This window comes from Arcticibacter tournemirensis (genome assembly GCF_006716645.1).
Classification (GTDB): Bacteria; Bacteroidota; Bacteroidia; order Sphingobacteriales; family Sphingobacteriaceae; genus Arcticibacter; species Arcticibacter tournemirensis.
On the sequence record NZ_VFPL01000002.1, the window covers coordinates 150,740 to 167,080 of the forward strand.

General features: G+C 42.6%; 14 protein-coding genes, 1 tRNA gene and 1 pseudogene. 13 read left to right on the forward strand and 3 right to left on the reverse strand.

All coding sequences use genetic code 11. The annotated features are described in order from the left end of the window. Positions 1 to 29 precede the first annotated feature (29 nt). Entirely contained in the window at positions 30 to 1,268 is a 1,239-nt protein-coding gene (locus tag BDE36_RS22220; RefSeq protein WP_141816735.1) for a PQQ-dependent sugar dehydrogenase, read from the reverse strand. 383 nt (positions 1,269 to 1,651) lie between these two features. On the opposite strand from BDE36_RS22220, the gene BDE36_RS22225 reads away from it, so the two are divergent. From BDE36_RS22225 to BDE36_RS22280, 12 genes and pseudogenes are all read left to right on the forward strand, one after another. Then, a tRNA-Pro gene (locus BDE36_RS22225) sits at positions 1,652 to 1,725 on the forward strand. Positions 1,726 to 2,004: 279 nt separating this feature from the next. After that, on the forward strand, positions 2,005 to 3,246 hold the full coding sequence (locus BDE36_RS22230; RefSeq protein ID WP_141816736.1) for a site-specific integrase: 1,242 nt from the start codon (positions 2,005 to 2,007) through the stop codon (positions 3,244 to 3,246). A 123-nt stretch (positions 3,247 to 3,369) separates the two neighbouring features. Next, positions 3,370 to 3,762: a plasmid mobilization protein gene (locus tag BDE36_RS22235; RefSeq protein ID WP_141816737.1), complete on the forward strand. Its 393-nt coding sequence runs from the start codon at positions 3,370 to 3,372 to the stop codon at positions 3,760 to 3,762. Continuing rightward, positions 3,737 to 4,669 carry a relaxase/mobilization nuclease domain-containing protein gene (locus BDE36_RS22240; protein WP_141816738.1) on the forward strand — a complete coding sequence of 311 codons (933 nt, stop codon included), beginning with the start codon at positions 3,737 to 3,739 and terminating at the stop codon, positions 4,667 to 4,669. The genes BDE36_RS22235 and BDE36_RS22240 overlap by 26 nt, the downstream gene beginning before the upstream one ends. Continuing rightward, on the forward strand, positions 4,666 to 5,178 hold the full coding sequence (locus BDE36_RS22245) for a hypothetical protein (RefSeq protein ID WP_141816739.1): 513 nt from the start codon (positions 4,666 to 4,668) through the stop codon (positions 5,176 to 5,178). Before BDE36_RS22240 ends, BDE36_RS22245 begins: the two co-directional genes overlap by 4 nt. A gap of 74 nt (positions 5,179 to 5,252) precedes the next feature. Next, entirely contained in the window at positions 5,253 to 5,585 is a 333-nt protein-coding gene (locus BDE36_RS22250; RefSeq protein WP_109414020.1) for a type II toxin-antitoxin system HigB family toxin, read from the forward strand. A 2-nt stretch (positions 5,586 to 5,587) separates the two neighbouring features. Next, positions 5,588 to 6,022, forward strand: a complete 435-nt coding sequence (locus tag BDE36_RS22255) for a helix-turn-helix domain-containing protein (protein WP_141816740.1) — start codon at positions 5,588 to 5,590, stop codon at positions 6,020 to 6,022. Positions 6,023 to 6,350: 328 nt separating this feature from the next. Then, entirely contained in the window at positions 6,351 to 6,821 is a 471-nt protein-coding gene (locus BDE36_RS22260) for a hypothetical protein (RefSeq protein ID WP_141816741.1), read from the forward strand. Continuing rightward, entirely contained in the window at positions 6,790 to 7,629 is an 840-nt protein-coding gene (locus BDE36_RS22265; RefSeq protein ID WP_141816742.1) for a hypothetical protein, read from the forward strand. The genes BDE36_RS22260 and BDE36_RS22265 overlap by 32 nt, the downstream gene beginning before the upstream one ends. 334 nt (positions 7,630 to 7,963) lie before the next feature. Beyond that, positions 7,964 to 9,119 (forward strand): annotated as a pseudogene (gene tnpC / locus BDE36_RS22270) (IS66 family transposase); the annotation flags it as partial. A 514-nt stretch (positions 9,120 to 9,633) separates the two neighbouring features. After that, positions 9,634 to 11,760 carry an AAA family ATPase gene (locus BDE36_RS22275; RefSeq protein ID WP_141816743.1) on the forward strand — a complete coding sequence of 709 codons (2,127 nt, stop codon included), beginning with the start codon at positions 9,634 to 9,636 and terminating at the stop codon, positions 11,758 to 11,760. After that, positions 11,760 to 12,662, forward strand: coding sequence for a DUF3226 domain-containing protein (locus tag BDE36_RS22280; RefSeq protein ID WP_141816744.1), 903 nt, complete (start codon positions 11,760 to 11,762; stop codon positions 12,660 to 12,662). Before BDE36_RS22275 ends, BDE36_RS22280 begins: the two co-directional genes overlap by 1 nt. A gap of 962 nt (positions 12,663 to 13,624) precedes the next feature. On the opposite strand, the gene BDE36_RS22290 is transcribed toward BDE36_RS22280, so the two are convergent. After that, a complete protein-coding gene (locus BDE36_RS22290) occupies positions 13,625 to 15,181 on the reverse strand; it encodes a recombinase family protein (RefSeq protein ID WP_202618099.1) in 1,557 nt (518 codons plus the stop codon). Positions 15,182 to 15,230: 49 nt separating this feature from the next. Continuing rightward, complete coding sequence (locus tag BDE36_RS23925) at positions 15,231 to 15,374, reverse strand: hypothetical protein (protein ID WP_170205941.1); 144 nt, start codon at positions 15,372 to 15,374, stop codon at positions 15,231 to 15,233. A 242-nt stretch (positions 15,375 to 15,616) separates the two neighbouring features. Here BDE36_RS23925 and BDE36_RS22295 point away from each other — a divergent pair, with 242 nt between their 5' ends. Then, positions 15,617 to 16,333 carry a hypothetical protein gene (locus tag BDE36_RS22295; protein WP_235904212.1) on the forward strand — a complete coding sequence of 239 codons (717 nt, stop codon included), beginning with the start codon at positions 15,617 to 15,619 and terminating at the stop codon, positions 16,331 to 16,333. Positions 16,334 to 16,341 lie beyond the last annotated feature (8 nt).

The following is a 16,341-nucleotide window of genomic DNA, read 5'->3' on the forward strand; positions in this document are numbered from 1 at the left end:
CAGTATACCGCAGTAATGATAGATCGCTATCATTTACTGCGGATCTGTAGAAGTTTTCCGTTTCCCCCGTCGGTTATTGCATATAAGGATCCATCCGGCCCCTGGAGGACATCGCGGATGCGGTTTTTCATATCTTCCAGCAGACGTTCCTCTCCTACCACTTTATTATCCTTAATTACCAACCTTACAATATGCATACCGCTTAAAGCTCCAATGAACAGATTGTTTTTCCATTCGGGAAACATGTTTCCGCTATAAAACACTGCCCCGCTGGGCGAAACTACGGGATCCCAGTAATAAACAGGTTGTTCCATCCCCTCTTTCTGAGTAATGGCCTTGCCGATGCGTTCCCCGCTATACTCTAGCCCGTAAGTGATCTCAGGCCATCCGTAATCTTTGCCTGCCTGAATACGATTGACTTCATCTCCTCCACGCGGACCAAATTCTATTTCCCACAGGTCGCCTGTCTCAGGATGAGTAGCCAGACCCTGAACATTACGGTGTCCGTATGAATAGATTTCAGGTAATGCACCATCCTTGTTCATGAAAGGGTTTCCTGCCACAGGCTTCCCGTCTTTAGTAAGGTGCAGCACCTTTCCCAGCGCCGAATTGAGCTGTTGAGCCTGAGGACGGGATACGATATCAGAACGTTCGCCGGTGCTCATAAACAAATTACCCTGTTTATCCCATTCAAGCCGCGACCCATAGTGCAGCGAACTGTTAAAAGCAGGTTTCGCCTGATAGATCACTGCCGCGCCTTCAATACGCTGTTCATCCGCCGAAAGCTTCCCCTTGCCAAGAGCCGTCAGCGTTCCCGGCGGTACATTTTGCGAAAAGCTCCAGTATACAAGACGATTCTGCGAGAAGTCCGGATCAATGGCGACGTCAAGCAATCCACCCTGTCCGCTGTCATTCACAGGAGGAAGTCCGGTGATTGGAGCACTAAGCTGCCCCGATGTGCTTACAATGCGCATGGTACCACCTTTCTCGGTGATCAGGATCCGTCCATCAGGCAGGTTCACCATTCCCCATGGATTTCTAAGTCCCTCTGCCACGACCTTCACGTCCAGGCCGGCTTTGGTACGAACGCCTGCAATACGTGTCTGTCCCTCAAAAGCAGGTTTGTAGGTAGTATTGGGCTTTTTAGTCTCGACAGGACTCAATGTGCTATCCTGATGCTCATCGGGAGTCGAAGCGTGGTCTGGACTGTTTGACTGGCAAGCAACAAAAATCACAGTTGCTACCGATAAAAGAGCTATTGTTCTCATGGCGTTGATCGGGCTATTTTTGATATAATAAAATTAAGGCCATTATAGTTTTACTGTTTGGTAGTTTTGTGAGCTCGGTGACGGAGGCCGCCGTACATGCTCCCGGCTGGCTTCGGCGCAGGTATGGGATTTCTTCTACAGTTCTTCTAAAAAAACCAATACCCAGACCGAAGCCAAGTCATAGCCAGCCAGAAGGTGAGTAGTTGCCACTACGAACATGGTCAGGAAAAGGTCCCCAATTTTTCAACAATATTGCCAGTGTATAGCTTTTTTAGGAATCGACACACACCTGATAAGATACATCAGCTCATAACACCAAGTCCTTTTTATTTGCAATTTTTAAAGCAATAGCTAACTTTACCAGCGCTAAGCAACACAAAATTCGGGGTGTAGCGCAGCCCGGTAGCGCGCGTCGTTCGGGACGACGAGGCCGCAGGTTCGAATCCTGCCACCCCGACATCAAGGACCCTCAAAGGGGTTCAAAACCCTCTAAATTGTATGATTTAGAGGGTTTTTTTGCGATAATTGAAAAATTATACCCCAAACAAACCCAAACAATTATCAACTTCTCAATGCCCTATTTCGCACCCTGTTTTTAATCTGTACAATTGTTCGATGCGTTTTGCCGGCGATCGGTTTGGTCGCCCTTAAAGGTTTTAAAAATTTAATCTGCCCGGTAAGACTTTGAATGAGCTGAGGCGGGCAGTGACAAAAAGTGTGGAAAGGAACAAATCGTATGAAAACAACCAATTCGTTCAGCATCCTTTTTTTTCTTAAAAAGGATAAGGGAAGTAAAGGCTTTGCGCCTTTATATGTTCGGATTACCGTTAACAAGAACTTTGTTGATATCTCCCTGAAGCGGCGTATTAAGGAAACTTCATGGAACAGCAAGCTTCAGAAAGTGAACGGCTCGGAGAAGGAAGCCAAAGAAGTGCAGGAAAAGATCCGTCGGATGCGAACGGAGATCAATGCCGCGTATGACGAGCTCCGTTTCTGCAAGGAAGTGGTGAGCGCGGAAGCTATAAAGGCAAAGATGGAGGGGATGGGAGAAGAAGAGCAGATCACCCTACTGTTTCTAATGACCTATCATAATACCGAAATCAAAAAGCTGCTGGAGCCAGGTACCATGAAGAACTATTACAGTACCGAGCGCTATATCAAAGAGTTCCTCCTCAAACGGAAGAAGAAGACCGACATCTATCTATCGCAGCTGGACTACAAGTTCATCATCGACTTTGAGATTTACCTGCGCCAGCGAGAGCCGGACAAAGGTAAGCGCCCTTGTACCAATAACACCGTGATGAAGCACATGGAGAGGCTTCGCAAGATGATTAACATTGCCTTGAAGAATGACTGGCTGGCTAAAGACCCGTTTCTGCGCTTCGAAAGGCGCATGATCCACCGCGACCGGCGTTGCCTGGAGCTGGAAGAACTGGAGGCGATCAAGGCACTGACTTTTGATATAAGAGGGCAGGAGATTGTGCGCGACACCTTTGTCTTTAGCTGTTATACCGGTCTCGCGTTCGCTGACGTCAGCCAGCTCAGTGAGGAGCACCTGGTAACCGATATAGAAGGTGAGAAATGGATTGAAATGGTCAGGAAGAAAACAGCCAATTTTTCCGGAAGGAAGTTCTATGTACTGCTATTGCCTGAAGCGATCGAACTGATTAACAAGTATCGCAACGATCCGATGGCTTCCTATACGGGCACCGTATTTCCCTTGTTTTCCAATCAGGCCACCAACCGCTATCTGAAGACCATCAGTAAAAAGGCAGAGTTAGGCTTTGATTTAACGTTCCATGTTGCCCGTCACACCTTTGCTACTACGGTCACCCTGGAGAACGGGGTACCTATCGAAAGTGTATCTAAAATGCTCGGCCATACGAGTATTCGAACTACGCAGATTTATTCCAAAGTGAAGAAAAAGAAGGTCAGCTCAGACATGAAAATACTAAGAGACCGGTTGAAGCAAGCATGATCGCTTGTGAAGGAGCAAGTTTGTGTTTTTGCTATACAAAAACTGTTCGGCTCGAGGCCGAACGAAAACTTGCCTTTCGCGCCCGTTGGTTGCAAAAGAAAATCATCAGATAGAAAGTACGCGATGGAAGAAGCAAAGAAAAAGGGAGAAAAGGCGAGCCGTCCTAAAGGCGGCAGACCGCCCAAAAAAATCAAGCGAAGCCATATCTGTATGATCAGGCTAACCGATCTGGAACAGTTTAGCATTGCTACTAAAGCTAAGAATGCCGGGATCACAATAAGCGACTTTTTTCGAAAGTCAGCACAGAAGGCAAGAGTTGTTTCAAGGCTGACCCCGGAAGAAGCAGGCTATATGCGAGTTCTGGCGGGTATGGCAAACAACCTTAATCAACTAACGCACCTGGCGCACAGGAGCGGCTTGTTATCCGTGCAGCGGAATTGCCGGATCTTAATAGGAGAGATAGACAACACGCTTAAAAAATTGAATAGCGATGATAGGGAAGGTGATCATAGGTAAAAGCTTTGCGGGATGTATCGTCTATAATTTGGAAAGGGCGGAAGCGGACCTTTTAGAGGCGTACGGCGTGCGCGAAACGAGTATTAAAGACATGATCCATGATTTTAATATGCAACGCAAGCTCAATCCCAATTTGGGCCAGGCAGTCGGCCATATCGTCCTGAGTTGGAGTGCCGAAGACAAAAGTAAGCTGAGCCCGGTAATTATGGTTGAGCGTGCGAGAGAGTATATGGAAAAGATGAAAATCAAGGATACGCAGTATGTGATCGTTCAGCACACAGACAGGGCACACCCTCATCTGCACCTTATTTATAATCGCGTCGCAAATAATGGAAGAACGATTACAGATCGCTATCAGAAAGTAAAAAACGCGAAAGTATGTAAGGAGATCACGTTGCGGTATGGCTATCACTTGTCAGAAGGTAAAGCAGCAGTAAACAGGCATCGGCTTAGGGGTGCTGACCAGGTGAAGTATGAAATGAATGACACTATTCAAGCCGCCGTTCGTCTCGCCAGGAGCTTTCAGCATCTGGAGACGATGCTCCGGCAGCAAGGGATACAGGTTCATTATAAGCACTTGGGTGGAAGCGATACCGTACAGGGGATCAGTTTTAGTAAGGGGGCTATCAGACTGAAGGGTTCAGAGATCGACCGGAGTCTGAGCTATGGAAAGATTCGTCTGCAGATTGATAGCAATATGCGCAGCTTGCCTAAAGAGCAGTGGTCAGTGGGTAAAGGGGAGAGGCCAGTATCCGATATAAGGTTCAATACTACGAGGGATATGTTAATTGATAATAGTCCCTCTTTGGTCCCGGAACTATTAAGGTCAGAGCAAACGCAGAATAGCGAAATCTTGCCCGCGTGGCAAAAGCGTAAACGTAAACGAAAGAAAGGATGGCGGATATGAACAATACGGAGGAAAAGTTGGAAAATATAGAAGATGTACTGCAACAGTTAGTGATATCAATAAATAGGTTTTCGCAGCAGGAAGTAAAGCGGCAGGGAGAGATGAGGATCCCGGATTATACTGAGCGACTGGATCAAATATATAAGGAATTGTCTGAGTTAAAGCAAGGGAATCCACAGACTGAACTCCATCAGCTGGTTGAACAGCTGAAAAAGCTAAAGTCAGAACCGCGTACTGTTAAGCAGCATCGCTTACTGTTGTTCCCCGAAACAAACCAGGGGCAGTATTATAAAATCGTCTTCGGCAGGCTCCTGCCGTGGGGATTGCTGTTCGTGGCGACCACTTATTGCTTTTCGCTTGGGCAAAAGGCGCTCGATGTATGGAAGATCAAAGATTACAACGACCGGGCTGACCAATATGTAAAGGCGTGGCTTTATCTCGATGAACACGCGGAGAACAAGGTGATTAAAAAGCGGATGGCTGAGGCCTGGCAAAAAGCAAACCGATAACTGAAGAGCCTCGAGATCGGTATTAATATTTTGAAGTTCTCTTTTTGAGAACTTTTATTTAAATTTGTATAAAGATGAGGGTTCATCTGATAAAAAAGAATACGTTAGAGCGTTTTGCGCAACTTCATCCCAGGAGCAGGACTTCACTGAACGACTGGATTGAAAAGCTAAAGTTCGCCGACTGGGAAGAGCCAGGCGATATGAAATACACTTATAATACCGCTGACCTTTTAGGTAAAGGCAGCAGCAGAGTAGTTTTTGATATTGGTGGTAACAACTACAGGATGATTTGCAAATACGTATTCGGTGCAAGGCAGGCTCACCTCTTTGTATGCTGGATGGGTACGCATGCGGAATATGATAAGATTTGTAAACAGGGAGAACAGTACACCGTTAATCTTTATTAAACATGGAAGCGACAACTTTAAAATATACGGTTATAAAGGATAAGAGCCAGTACGATCAATACTGCAGGCAATTGGAGGAGCTGCTGGAGGGTGAGCAGAATGAAGCGGTACAGGATGAAATTGATCTGCTGACGTTGCTAATAGAGAAATTTGATGAGGCGCATAACACCTTTACGGAGAGCGACCCTATTGCTTTGCTGCGTTCTTTTATGGCAGACCGTGACTTAAAATCACAGCATTTGGTTGAAATTCTCGGGGTCAGTAAAGGATACGTTTCTGATATACTGAACTATAAAAAGGGGTTGTCTAAAGAAGTGATCAGAAAATTGGCTGATTACTTTAAAGTAAGACAGGAGGCGTTTAACAGGCATTACAAATTAATCCCTTCTACCGATACTTATACTGGAAATCTTGGCGTCGCAAATACTGCTAAGTGAATACATGCAGCTAAACATTAACGTTAAACATTAAGCCAAATAGAGAAGACAGCTGCAATCGCTGCGGCCGGTAATTACGTCTCACCATGCGCTCTCTCGCTTCATAGCGCAGAAACGCTCTTACTCGACATATCTGCGAAGACGTGATTAATAGATTTTAGCATATTGTCATCGAAAGGCGTAAAGATAGCCTGCGCAACGAAAGCTGTAAGAGGTTTATAAATGAGTGCAATTATGTGCCACATTTCCCGAGACCTGCATCGAAGCTCATTGATTTGGTTCATTATTAATGTAATACTATATTCATATATTTGATAAACGTTAAACTATGGCCGCTCGTAGAAGTCCAATTATCAACATCATTACCAGTCAGTTACCCGGACAATTAGTCGCACCCATGTTCCAGGACTTCACGCGACGTTTCGACGAAGCTAAACGAATGATCAACCGGTATGAGTTTTACCAGCCAATCCGTCAGAATCTCGATACCGTTGAATATTTACTGGCGTTATCTGTGTTTTACAATCATGTTATTGCAAATCTGGATGGCGCAGAAAAATTTTACGGGACCGTTACTCAAAACCGGAATATCGACGGCATTAGTATCGGCTCTTATATATTGAATCGTCGTGAAGTGCTGGAGATCAGAAGGCTAATTATCAGTTATGAGAATCTGTTATCTCATTTCAGCTTAACACCGCAAATTGCTAATTATGAACGGACGCATGAGCTTTTGAACAGGTTGGTGAGAATAAAGAATATTGAAAATGAGCGGGACGACCAAGGAAGCAACGAGTAAGAAGCCAAAGTCCCCATTTAAAGATATCGAGGAACTTAAAAAAGAGGTCACCGGCTTTGTTAACCGCTATAAGGCATCAGTGATTCACAAGGCTGAACGGATGAGCGATTTTTTCGAAATGAGTTGCTTTAATCGGGTGGTACGATTTTACGAACGATGTGGCTATCAGGTAACGCCTGCAGGTCTCCAAAAAGGTTTGTATAAATATAAATGCTCTCCTGCTGGTATTCAATCGAATTTCTCTTTTTTCAAAGTCACTTTCAAAGACGGAGAGGAAACCTATGTCTTCGAAGTGCAGCATAATCTCGCCGTACAATCTGCTCATCATCCGAGTATCTATACTACGCCGGATATCACCATCATCCGCGAAGATTCTGTCCGGTACACCAAGGAGCATTATGAAAATAAGAGTACTTTTTCTTATGTCAGCCAAACGGATCTGGTCAGCTTTTGCGAGGCCAAGCAGTTCACACCCTTTCCGGAGCTATTATTCAACTTTATGGGCATCGTTAATGAACTGAGCCCAGCGGTATTGATGGACAGTACCACGGCGATGACACCAACGCAGCTAGCGCCTACACTGATGGTTTCAGGCAAGGGTGGCCGACATGCCTTAGCGATTAAGCAGTCCCTGGAATCCCGATACTGTATCAATATTCTTTTTGACCTTTTTTATTATGGTAGCATCGTGTTCTCAAAAAAATACATGGACCAGTTACGGCGCGTTGGCCCACTGTCCGCCTTTAAACCGAAAAGTAGCTTGCCGGAAAAAAGAACCAAGGAGGAAGCTGAAGCCTTTTTTGATTGAGTACTGGAGAATTTTGCTGATCCATAGCCTTAATCGCATTTTGCTTTTAAACCTTGACAATGAAGGAGCTTATGTATATTGCTAAATAGGAGCTTATCGGAGTCTTAAAAAAGTTATGCCATGATTGCTTCTCAGCGTGTAGGCGATTTAGTATTTAGATATGCCCATCATATCCAATATGAAGATGATCCTTGTAAGGAATTAAAAAACATTCGGGCCGGATAGGACCGAACTGGATGACCTGCCAAACAATTAAAAATTATTAGCTAAGTATTTAAAGTTAGCAAATCGGTAGCTTCTTCGGTGTAATTCCAAATCGCCAATCGCCGTACTAATGGTATGCATTGGCAACGAAGTAATTGAGGAAATGGAATGTAAGCCCGCCCGCTTCTTTATCAAACGGTATATCCGCTATAAATATGCCCTAAAGAAGGGTGAAGGAAAGGACCGGAGAGCTTCCTGAAAGAGTAATCGATAAAGGTATTCCGGGTTCCGGACTCCTGACATCCATTTTAACCGATATGTACATGGACCACCCTCCCGCTATACCGCCAAAAGCAGCGCTTTGCAAGGGAAGAGATACAGATAGCCTCCTCCACTGTTGATGGTTGGACAAAGGAGGCGCTGATCCGACTGGAACTTTTATATGAGCAGCTGGTCTTTGACGTCAGGCAGCAGGGAAACCTGCAGTGTGATGAGACCCCCATAAAAGTGTTAAAAAGCGAGAAAAAAGGTAGCTGCTATCAGGGCTGGTACTCGGTATACCATTCCCCTTTGGATGGAACCGTTCTTTTTGACTATAGTCCTACCCGCGGATCTGCCGTGCCATTACCCATGCTGGAAAACTTCAAAGGTTACCTGCAAAGTGACGGCTATGTGGTGTACCAAATGTATGGTGCCCGCAAAGGGGTAACCATATTGCCTGCTGGGCTCATACCAGGCGCGAATTTGAACAAGCCCTGAGCAATGATCAGCCAAGGGAAACAATGGCACTTACCCTGAGCCAGAAACTATATGCCGTAGAGCGTAAGGCCAGAGAGGAGAACCTTAGCCCGGTAGCTATTAAAGATCTACGGCTGAAGGAAAGCCTTCCCCTGATCAATGAAATAGGTAGATGGATATTCCATGAAATCAAATCGACACTGCCCAAGAGCCATATTGGAAAGGCTATGGCCTACGCAATGGGACGGTGGGATGCCCTTAGTGCCTACTTGTATGATGGTTACCTTCAAATTGATAATAACCAGTGCGAAAATGTGCTCAGGCCGATCCCCCTGGGTCGCAAAAACTACTTGTTCGCCGGATCTCATGAGGCGGCAAAAAGAGCTGCCATGATATATTCATTCTTCGCCATCTGCAAGAAGCACCATGTAAATCCTTACAAACGGTTGAAAAACGCCTTGGAGAATATTATGAGCATAAACCAAAAAAAACTGAAGGATCTTTATCCGCAGAACTTCGCAAAAATATCCCTAGAGCCAAATATGTAGTTCATAGGCGCATACGTTACAAAAGCATGCTGACCTCGACTTGGTGAATATTGAACGTGCGATTATCCATAGTTTTGAAATAAAGTTAAGTTCAATGGCCGTTGGAAACGCCGACATTAACAGTTATAAAGGCGCCGTCGCTAAAATGTGTCGGGGCGCTGGTTTTGAGTTCTTAGATGATAACAAATTTACGCGATCTCAGTTAAGGGCCTTGGATCTCTCAAGGCAGAGAGCAATTTCTAAATTCAAATTTATTTAAGAGAGAGATAAATACAGCATACCCTGAGGAAAAGATACGCCTAAATAGAGTTATAAGCCCCGGCTATCCCCATTCCTTTTATAGCCTGCTTGAATGGCCTAAATCCCTTTAATCGCATTTTAACCAGGTGTTTTAATCTACGCTGAATTAACTTATTAAGTTGTATTTCGTACATTTACGTGTTTATATATGGGCGGCTAAAGGAGCAATCTTTGATCAATTCGACAGTATCCGCTATATTATTAAAATAAATGCATGGAAAGCAAAAGAATTGTAAGACATATAGATAGGCTATTGCTTGACCCTAACAACTATAGGTTCATCGATAGGCCAGAATATAAGGTGGTCCCGGATAACGAGTTAGCCGATACGCGAGTACAAATGCGTACCCTAAATTTTCTACTCGGTAAAAATAACGACAATATTAGCGATTTGTTAAGCAGCTTCAAGACAAACGGATTCTTGGACATTGATCAAATACAGGTAAAGCCAGTTGGAGATAATTTTTTAGTTCTGGAAGGTAATAGACGTACTGCTACCCTAAAATATTTATACGAAGAATTTAAAAAGGGCAACGATGTTGGTAAGCTAACCGAAAGCGATTTTAAAAGTGTTAATGTTGTCAATATCGAAAACGAAGATCCAGTCCAGCACCTCGTGACAATGGGCTTGCACCATATTAGTGGCAAGAAACGGTGGAGCGCAGTAAACGAAGCACAACTTATTGACGATCTCTTACATAAATACAATAGGTCGGAAAACGATATTTGTGAATCGTTGGGTATAAAAAAGTATACGCTGAGGCGCAGCATGCGGTCTCTGGGCTTGATTCAGCAATACAAGCAAAGCGATTACGGCGATCAGTTTCAATCTGATATGTATTCGATTTTTGAAGCTGTAGTTGGCAATTCAACTATGAAGCGGTGGATCGATTGGGACGACAGCCGATACATCGCCGTTAACAGTCGAAACATAGATCGTTTCTTCTCCTGGATTTCTGAAACTGAAGATAGTGATTGGAATGATGAAGGCCGAGAGCGCCCTATGACAAGGGAGCCAATAATAACACAATATAGGCAAGTTAAAGAGGTTGCAACATTCGTATTTGATGAAAAAGCACTTTCAAGAATGGAAGAAAGCCGAAGTATCAACGAAGGGTACATTTTTAGCGATTCGGTTGGTGAAGTCAAGTTGAGAAATTCTATTGATAATCTAAAAAGCTTTGCCCAAGTTGCTTATAATTTTAAAGATCTAATAAACGAGACGGACATTGAGGAATTAGATAGAGTACGCACAAAAATTGCGGACCTTTTGCCGGCCAGCCGAGACATGATCAGCCTAAATGAAAGGCGTGCCCCAATCTATTTCAGTGAAATATTTGAGCATTTTACTAAAATTCATTTGGGTGTTTACAGGAGATTACGGGATATTACAATTACAAATGTAAAACGGGTTAACATTTTTGCGGGTGGAAATAATAAGGGAAAAACATCTGTCCTTGAGGCAATTTATTTATTGTCACAGCTAAATGATATTGTTTCACTTTTGGAGTTGGAAAGATTTAGAGGTAAATTTCTATCTAGTTTTCATAGCAAATGGATCGAAAAAAACTTTGTTAGCGATATAGACATAGGTGGAATATTTAATTCAATCAATACCAGTCTTCATGTTAGGAAAGAAGCTACAGACGAAAATATTGAACGTACTGGTTATTTAAATACGTTAGTTTCCGAGGTAGAAGTTGATGGAGAAAACCTTTCAAGTTATATTCACCTCTTTTCGAATAAGGAGCCACAGTTACACTACAGTCGCACCAATACTCTTTGTACCGCAGCGTTTACAAGTCCTTATCGCTATAATGAATCGCTCTTGCATGCAGCGCACAAAACGGCAGTTGATAATAAGTACTTCGAAGATGTAATAGCATTCATTAACGAATATCTAGACCCAGATATTGAAAAGATTGATTTAGTCAACGATGATGGGGAAAACAGATTTCGTGTATCATCCAAAAGACTTGATAAAGCAGCGGATTTAACAACCTACGGTGAGGGGCTCCAACGAATTTTCGAGATTGCACTGTTATTAGGTTATTGCCGTAACGGAATACTTTGTGTTGATGAACTAGATTCAGCATTACACAAAAGTCTTCTTGTGAGTTTCACAGAATTTCTTCAACGCACCGCCGCTGAATTTAACGTCCAGGTATTTATTTCAACTCATAGCAAAGAATGTATTGACGCATTTGTGGAGAATAGCTATCCTGATGATGATTTAACTGCCTATTCTCTAACTGAAGAAGACGGTAGAATAGTTTGCCGTTTTCTTGCAGGTACAAAATTAAAACAACTGGTGGAATCAATTAATCTCGATATCAGATAATGGCAAAGCAAATTATTACAGTGCTTTGCGAGGGACCCCATGATGTTGCATTTATTTGTCGCATCCTGAAATCCATAGGATATAAAAGCAACGAAAGCATTAAGATCGGAGAATATCCAAAGCCGTTTGATGCGTTATTAACTCGGGAAGCTACAAAAACAGATGTTGAACAACTTAACTTAACTGAATTGAGGCGAAATTTATTGCCCTCAAACGTATTACTTCGAGGTGAAACTCATGTGTTTTTATATTCCCTGGGTGGTGATGGAAAAGTACAAATCAGGCAACGTATTTTAACTGAGCTTAGAAGTCTTGTTGTTGAAGATGGTGAAATAATTGCCGATCGAAATAATGATGCGGTTTTGTCATTAGTCTATTTATTTGATGCCGATCAGCTAGGTGTTGCCGGCCGGTTAGCCCAAATTAATAACGAAATAAAATCGGCGCTACCATCTGAAGTTACCACCGATCTATTTGCAAATAATGGGACTCATGCGAAAGTTTCAAAAATGAAACTAGGCGCCTTCATCTTTACTGACGATGGAAATATAACCGGAAAATTGGAAGATATTTTAGTCCCTTTAATGAAGATTGACAACGAGCCGTCATTCGATGCTGCCGCTGCTTATCTCGTACAACATCATGATGATGCGCGGCTATATCCGTTAAAGTTGACTATAGAGGGAACTGCAATTACTGAAGCTCGGAGCGTACGGCAAGGAGACAAAGAGAAATTTGATCAAAAGAAATCTTTAATTGGGACAGTTGGGCAATTACAGCGATCTGGTAAATCAAATGTGGTTTGTATTAGTGATAGTGATTACTTATCCCTTGAGAAGTTAGCAAACAACCATAAATGTGTTGAAATAGCTTCTTTTTTCGAAAGTTTTACGAATGTTTAATGCCTGATCATAAATTCCTTTGTAGGAATTACCTAACGCATGTATAAGTATTATCTGATAGATGGAATAAATTAACTTCATAGTAACGTGTAGACGGATATTGTTCATTTAACTTCATCAGGCGTTTTTTTGGTGCGTATATCTGTGCAACACACCAGATACGTTATAGATATTGTGAACACCACGCTGAGTTGTTCTTCTCACAGCACGAGTTACTGAAAAATAGTGATCTGAGATAAAGGCTCGAAGGCCCCCAGCACACGATCTAAATCGATTCAATACAAGACAGCAATGGAGCTACCGCCCTACGCGGCTTCCCTGAGTTAGTATCGCCCGGTACTCATTACATATTGGCGGCATCCTTTAACTACAATGGCGGTTTGGTATACTACCTAGGTTTGCAGTCATCTACAATAGCTATTTTATTTTGTATTTTACGGCAAACATCATCCGCTTTGATCTTTAGCTTCAACGCCACACCGGATTTCGACTTCATGACTTACTTTGCTCGGCACATCGGCGCAACAGTAGAGAATGACCTGCTCAAGATTTTTCGTATAAGGGTCATTCTTAATTTTGAACTGGAGCGGGAGCTTTTAGGCTTTGGTTCCAGGATGAGAGTATTGGGACCGAGAATATTAGTCAAACAGATCAAGAAACACCTGTATGAAACGTTAGAGAGTTATAAGGTGCCAGAGAAAGAATCTTAGGGTATTTTGGCTGAGTAAATAATGAGTGGATGATTTTTTTCTTTAATGCTTCTTCCATCTTACTACTCCATAAGAAACCTATTGTATGGTACTTTTATTCATCTTGTCAATATGATTTTATATCTCTATTTTTGACAAGCAGCGACAGCAAATAAAAGCTAAATAGATGCGTCAATAGTTCGTTCAGAAGTTTTTCAAAAAATGCCCTAATTCACACCCTCATTCCTGAGTCAAGAAGAACGGCATTGTAAATCAATAATTTAGAGCGTTGTGGATGCATCCTGCCATCCCGACTTTACAGGACAAGTCAAATTTATTTTTGGCTTGTCCTTTTTTATTTCCGCCTAAATTGCTGTCTATCATATAAATAAATTTGACAGCTTCATTTACCCTGCCAGTTCGAAGTGAACTATTTTCAAAATGCAATTTTTCAGGGAACATCGAACTAATGACTTCCCGTTTCTTTTCTATATCTTCGGTCTCATAGATATAATCCAGCTTTAAAAGAATGTCAATGCCTCTATCAAGCAGGTCTTTAATGTTTTTATCATTATGGGAAAGCCCGCTTAGCTTGGCTTCCAGTTTTTCTACCTTGCCACTATAATCAGATTTCATTTCCCTGAAATCTTCCGGCTCTATCTGCTTTGACGATAACAGGTCACGGATATAGGATAGCTTATCTTCCAGTTCCTTAATCTGCTTCAACAATTGCTTTCTATCATCCAGCAAATGGGCGGTCTGGCTGTGCCAGGCTTCCTGCAATACAATTTTATACAGCTCAGCCATTTCAGGACGAGGTATATACTTTTTCAGTTCATAAACAAATTGCTGGTTGATTGCATCAGCCCTGTGCCTGAATTTACAGCCTGCAAAGCAATGGTAATAGGAATAGTGCTTGGTATGGCCTTTTGATGCGCTCCCGGTCAATATTTTGCCGCAGGTAGGACAAATCAGAAAGCCCCTTAATGGCAGGGTTGAGTTGGAGACTACTTTTAGCCTGTATTGGTTCCGCTTTCTGCCATCCAGCACGTCCTGTACCTGATAAAATAAATCTTCCTGTATCAACGGCTCATGCAAGCCTTTGACAAATCGGCTTTCATCATCCTTGTATTTTGGAATAAATATCTTCCCGCAATAAACGGGATTACGGATAGCAAACCAGAAAAGGCTCTTGGTGCCTGTAAATCCCTTCTCCCTTGCCATTTTAAAGACCTGCTCGGTATTATATACCCCTTTGGCTATTTCTTCAAATGACCAGCGTAAAATGCCTGCCTGCGGTTCATTAATGGCAATGTACTTTCTTCCGGCTTCATCGGTCTTGTTGATATAGCCGACAGGAGCTAAACCCATATAACGGCCTTCTTTTCTTGCCCGCCTCATTCCATGAATGACATTTAATGCCCGCCTGTCATTTTCTACTTCGGGAGCAGCTAAATAGAATGCCAGCATCATCTTGTTTTCAGGAATAGATAAGTCCAATGGCTGTTCGATTGCCTGCGGCTCTACGCCTAATTTTCGCAGGGTGTTTATCATTTGGTAAGCATCCCCGGCGTTACGGCTAAACCTGTCCCATTTAAGGAACAAGACTACATCGGCTTTTCCTTTGTGCTTTTTAAGTTCCAACAAATATGCCTTCCATTCAGGACGTGCAAAGGTCTTTGCCGAATGGTCTTCAAACATCACCCTACGGATAGCGATGTTGTTAATGTCGCAATACTTGCGCAGCAGTTCTTCCTGACTGCGCTGCGAGTAGCCTTTATCGGCCTGTTCATCTGTACTTACCCGTATGTACAAATCAGCTACTTTCATACTCACCTTAAATTAAATTCAACAATCACTTTGCCTATGGGATATAACCCTAATGCTTTCTCAGATATTGTGCGATCAGGATGTTCGCCAATAAATGCAGGAACTCAAGAATAACTACAGCCTGTTCTAAAGATACCTCAATTCCTTTTTTGCGCAGCAGTTCTACCGCCTGCTCTGGTTTTAATTTTTCCATTGCACCTCTTCATTAAATCATTCACACAAAACCTTCGTGCAGAAGGACACCTTTCAAAAAGCTAAGATAGTAAATTGTTTTGATAGTTTTTGTTTTACCAAAACTTTTTTTATTATCTTTGTCAGGAGATTGAGATAATATATAAATACAGCTATCTCATTTGATTAGATTTGGCGCAGTTTGACCATCGACAAAACTTACATAGTGGTATAAGCAAGCGAAAAACAAGCAAACAAGGGCAAATGAGCAAAGTGTATAAAGTTAGTTACAAAACCTACCTTAATGACCGGCTAAAGCAGGTATATCTGCATGGCCAGTTAACCTATCCTTTATATGTTCAGGTGACTTTTGAGCGCAAGACCATCTTTTTCAAAAGCTACTATTTTGAGCTTTTTTCAAAGCCCAGGTATTTCCTGTCTGCTGCCGGATTGAGCCGTGGCCCCTCTATTGAGGAAATAACAGCTAAAGAAAACGAGGTCATTGATTTTATCATTAACAAACATCCGGACGATTTTTCGTTAGACCTGTTCAAACAGGAGTACGCCTTTTATAGCAGGGATCTGTGTGATATTACGGAAGAAGGCTTCATTGACTATATGTACACCTTCTTTCAGGATAAGGGTATGCCAGCCTTTGCCGTAACCATCCGGGAAGGCAGCAGGTACCGCATTGCCTATGATGTTGTACGGGATATGAAAAGAGCGTTTACTAAACCCCTATATGAGGAACTGGCTGAAAATTCGCTGTATTATGCACCGCCATATCTACCTCTATATGGTTTTATGCAGCAGACAAAAAAATGGCCTATGCTCAGCCTTACGGTTATGGAATGGGAGACTGGCGATACGCAAGCTGCTTTTACAGAGTGCCTGCAAAAATATTATCCAAAAAATGATGCTGGTGAAATAAGGAAACAGGTTGATAAGTGGTTAAAGCATTTCGAAAAAGATAAATATTAAGAACTACT